The sequence below is a fragment of the Bradyrhizobium sp. genome, assembly GCF_049691595.1.
GTDB lineage: Bacteria > Pseudomonadota > Alphaproteobacteria > Rhizobiales > Xanthobacteraceae > Bradyrhizobium.
This window is the reverse complement of record NZ_JBAVNZ010000360.1, coordinates 1-3,024: the sequence shown is the minus strand read 5'-3', so window position 1 is coordinate 3,024 and position 3,024 is coordinate 1. Positions and strand designations below refer to the sequence as shown.

Genomic DNA, 3,024 nt, shown 5'->3' with positions numbered 1-3,024 from the left:
GCGCCGGCGTGTCGGCGTCGCGCCCGCGCAGCCGCGCATCGTTGGCGCCATCAAAGGTCTTGTCGCCGGCTTCGCTGGTCCGGCGCAGCGGGGAATCCTGCGGAGCAATGAGGCCGCCGCGCACCGGGCGCAGCATGTCCGAGGTCAGCATCTGGGCCTGCGCACAGGTTCCACCCCAGACCATCAGCGCAAGGCATGGCGACAGCGCATGGAAGGCGGTCGCGCGCCTGATCTGGCCCCCTGCCGGCCGTCTCCCCACGATCGAAATACTCCAACAAAATCATAAATTTAAGCGACGGGCCGCGAACGGCCGCGGAAAATGTCGTTAATGGAGTTAAAGCAATTATGGTTAATGGGCGGTTGAGAACGGCGCGCTCGCGTCGCCTCGCGGTTGCAGCCGTGCTAAGGCAGGCGCGCCGAGGCAAGGCGTCCTCCTTCCTGGAACCGACATGGCCCATTCGAAACCGCTGATGCCAGAATCATCAGGCCCCGATCACGCGAACCCAGCCGTTCAATCGGCGCTGCGCACGCTCGATGCCGAGGGCAGCGGCATCGTCGCCCTCGCGGCGGCGCTGCAATCCGATCTCGGCGCACCCTTTACGGCGGCCGCCGGGCTGATCCGCGACGCCAAGGGCCGGCTGATCGTCACCGGGCTCGGCAAGTCAGGCCATGTCGGCCGCAAGATCGCGGCCACCTTTGCCTCGACCGGCACGCCGGCATTTTTCGTCCACGCCGCGGAAGCGAGCCACGGCGATCTCGGCATGATCACCGCCGACGATGTCATCCTGGCGCTGTCATGGTCCGGCGAGCAGCCGGAGATGAAGAACCTGATCACCTATGCCAAGCGTTTCCGGATTCCGCTGATCGCGATGACGGCGGAGCGCGAATCGACGCTGAGCAAGGCGGCCGATGTCGCGCTGACCCTGCCGAAGGCGCGCGAGGCCTGCCCGCATAATCTCGCGCCCACCACCTCCTCGCTGATGATGCTGGCGCTCGGCGATGCGCTGGCGATCGCGCTGCTGGAAGGCCGCGGCTTCACCTCGGTCGATTTCAGCGTGCTGCATCCGGGCGGCAAGCTCGGCGCGCTGTTGAAACATGCCCGCGATCTCATGCATGCGGGCGAGGCGGTGCCGCTAAAACCGCTCGGCACCCAAATGTCCGACGCGCTGGTCGAGATGACATCGAAAGGCTTTGGCTGCGTCGGCATCACCGATGCCCGCGGCGTGATCGTCGGCATCGTCACCGACGGCGATCTGCGCCGTCACATGCTGCGGCCGGATCTGATGATGGCCGTGGTCGACGACGTCATGACGAAGAATCCGAAGACGATACGTGGCGACCTGCTCGCCGGCGAGGCGCTGGAACTGCTGAATTCGTCGAAGATCACGGCGGTGATCGTGACCGATGCGGGCAAGCCGGTCGGCATCGTGCACCTGCACGATCTGCTGCGCGCGGGCGTGGCCTAGCAAACTACAGGCGTCATTCCGGGGCACGCGAAGCGTGAACCCGGAACCTCGAGATTCCGGGTTCGATGCTGCGCATCGCCCCGGAATGACGGAGGAGAGGCTATTTTACCCGCTCCGGAAACCGCGCCGCCGTCGGCTCCAGCGGCAGCTTCAGCGTGTTGGCGAGATACGACACGGTGCGATAGAAGCCGCAGAGCTGGATGATCTCCAGAATCCCGTCCTCGTCGCAATGCGCCGCCAGCGCCTTGAATTCGGCATCATCCAGCGTGGCGCGTTGGTGCAGGGCATCGACGGCCGCGATCAGCGCCTGCTCGGCCGCCGACCAGCAGGCGGCACCGGCATCATCAAGCACGGTGGCGCGGACCTGTTCCTCGGTCAGGTGCGCGGCCTGCGCGAACGCCGCGACATGCACGCCCCACTCATATTCGCAGGCGTTCAGCGCGCAGGTGCGGTCGATGACGATTTCGCGCTCCCGCAACGAAAGCGGCCCGCGGTCGAGCAGGCTGCCGCCGCGGAATTTCTCCCAGGCGCGGGCATGGCCGGCCATGACGCGGAACAACATCAGCGGCGGCGCGCCACGCATGATGCGATCGAACTGCTCCCGGATTTCAGGGGCGTAGGGCGGCTCGAGCGGCGCGAGGCGTGACATGGCTGGCTCCTGTGCTACAATAAGCGTAGCACCACGCTACAATATCTGTAGCGGTGTGCAAGAGGGCTTTCGATGGCGAAACCGGCCTCGATCATCAAAAAGCGCGGGGTCCGCGGCTCCCGGTCGGGCCGGCCGATCATGGCACTGCTCGACCTGTTGGGGAGGCGCTGGAGCCTGCGGATCGTCTGGGAGCTGCGCGACCGCTCGCTGACATCCCGCGCGCTGCGCGCGGCCTGTGACGAGGCCTCCCCTACCGTACTGCAGACGCGGCTTTCCGAACTGCGTCAGGCGGGCCTCGTCGAACTGTTGCCCGGCGACGGCTATCGCCTGACCGAAATCGGCAAGGAACTCCTCGAAAACTTCCAGCCGCTGCATCGATTTGCCGAGCGATGGAGCAAGCGCGGGGCGAGCTGAGCTATGCCGCGGTCACCGTCAGGCTGGCGCCGTCGGCCTGCACGACCCTGACCCGGCTGCCGGCCGGGGTATCGGGGCCGGCGACGCGCCAGATCGTGTCGTCGATCCGCACCGTGCCTGTCCCGTCGACGATCGGCTTTTCCAGCGTGAACACCCGGCCAATCAGCGCTTCGGTGCGCCGGTTGAGGAACGGATTGCTCTCGCTGACGGAGGTGGCGCTCTTGGCAAAATGCCGCCACAGCGGCACCGCCGCGGCCGCGAACACCGCGAACATCAACAATTGCGTCTGCCAGGACGGATGGATGGCGAACGACACCAGCCCGACCAGCAGCGCCGCAAGCCCGAGCCAGAACAGGAAGATGCCCGGCGCGGACAGCTCCAGCGCCATCAGGACGAAGCCGAAGATCAGCCAGTTCCAGGTGCCCAATGTCGAAAACATCTCGGCCATGACATGACCCTCTATTTTCTGAATGCTAGCGCTGCGGCGTCTCAGGC

Annotated in this window: 4 protein-coding genes and 1 pseudogene; 2 read left to right on the top strand and 3 right to left on the bottom strand. The window is 66.0% G+C overall.

What is annotated here, in order from left to right:
* Positions 1–259, bottom strand: a pseudogene (locus tag WCE35_RS15840) (outer membrane beta-barrel protein); the annotation flags it as partial.
* Between the two features lie 190 nt (positions 260–449).
* Here WCE35_RS15840 and WCE35_RS15835 point away from each other — a divergent pair.
* On the top strand, positions 450–1,466 hold the full coding sequence (locus WCE35_RS15835; protein WP_424594283.1) for a KpsF/GutQ family sugar-phosphate isomerase: 1,017 nt from the start codon (positions 450–452) through the stop codon (positions 1,464–1,466).
* A gap of 100 nt (positions 1,467–1,566) precedes the next feature.
* Here WCE35_RS15835 and WCE35_RS15830 read toward each other — a convergent pair whose 3' ends face one another.
* On the bottom strand, positions 1,567–2,115 hold the full coding sequence (locus WCE35_RS15830) for a carboxymuconolactone decarboxylase family protein (RefSeq protein WP_424594282.1): 549 nt from the start codon (positions 2,113–2,115) through the stop codon (positions 1,567–1,569).
* A gap of 72 nt (positions 2,116–2,187) precedes the next feature.
* Between WCE35_RS15830 and WCE35_RS15825 the strand changes: the two genes are divergently transcribed.
* Positions 2,188–2,529, top strand: a complete 342-nt coding sequence (locus WCE35_RS15825) for a winged helix-turn-helix transcriptional regulator (RefSeq protein WP_424594281.1) — start codon at positions 2,188–2,190, stop codon at positions 2,527–2,529.
* Between the two features lies 1 nt (position 2,530).
* Here WCE35_RS15825 and WCE35_RS15820 read toward each other — a convergent pair whose 3' ends face one another.
* Positions 2,531–2,977 carry an NfeD family protein gene (locus WCE35_RS15820; RefSeq protein ID WP_424594284.1) on the bottom strand — a complete coding sequence of 149 codons (447 nt, stop codon included), beginning with the start codon at positions 2,975–2,977 and terminating at the stop codon, positions 2,531–2,533.
* Positions 2,978–3,024: the final 47 nt, after the last annotated feature.

What these genes read in the sequence shown, in the direction of transcription:
- WCE35_RS15825 (WP_424594281.1), top strand. Translation starts at nt 2,188, where the DNA reads ATGGCGAAACCGGCCTCGATCATCAAAAAGCGCGGGGTCCGCGGCTCC.
- WCE35_RS15835 (WP_424594283.1), top strand. Translation starts at nt 450, where the DNA reads ATGGCCCATTCGAAACCGCTGATGCCAGAATCATCAGGCCCCGATCAC.
- WCE35_RS15830 (WP_424594282.1), bottom strand. Translation starts at nt 2,115, where the DNA reads ATGTCACGCCTCGCGCCGCTCGAGCCGCCCTACGCCCCTGAAATCCGG.
- WCE35_RS15820 (WP_424594284.1), bottom strand. Translation starts at nt 2,977, where the DNA reads ATGGCCGAGATGTTTTCGACATTGGGCACCTGGAACTGGCTGATCTTC.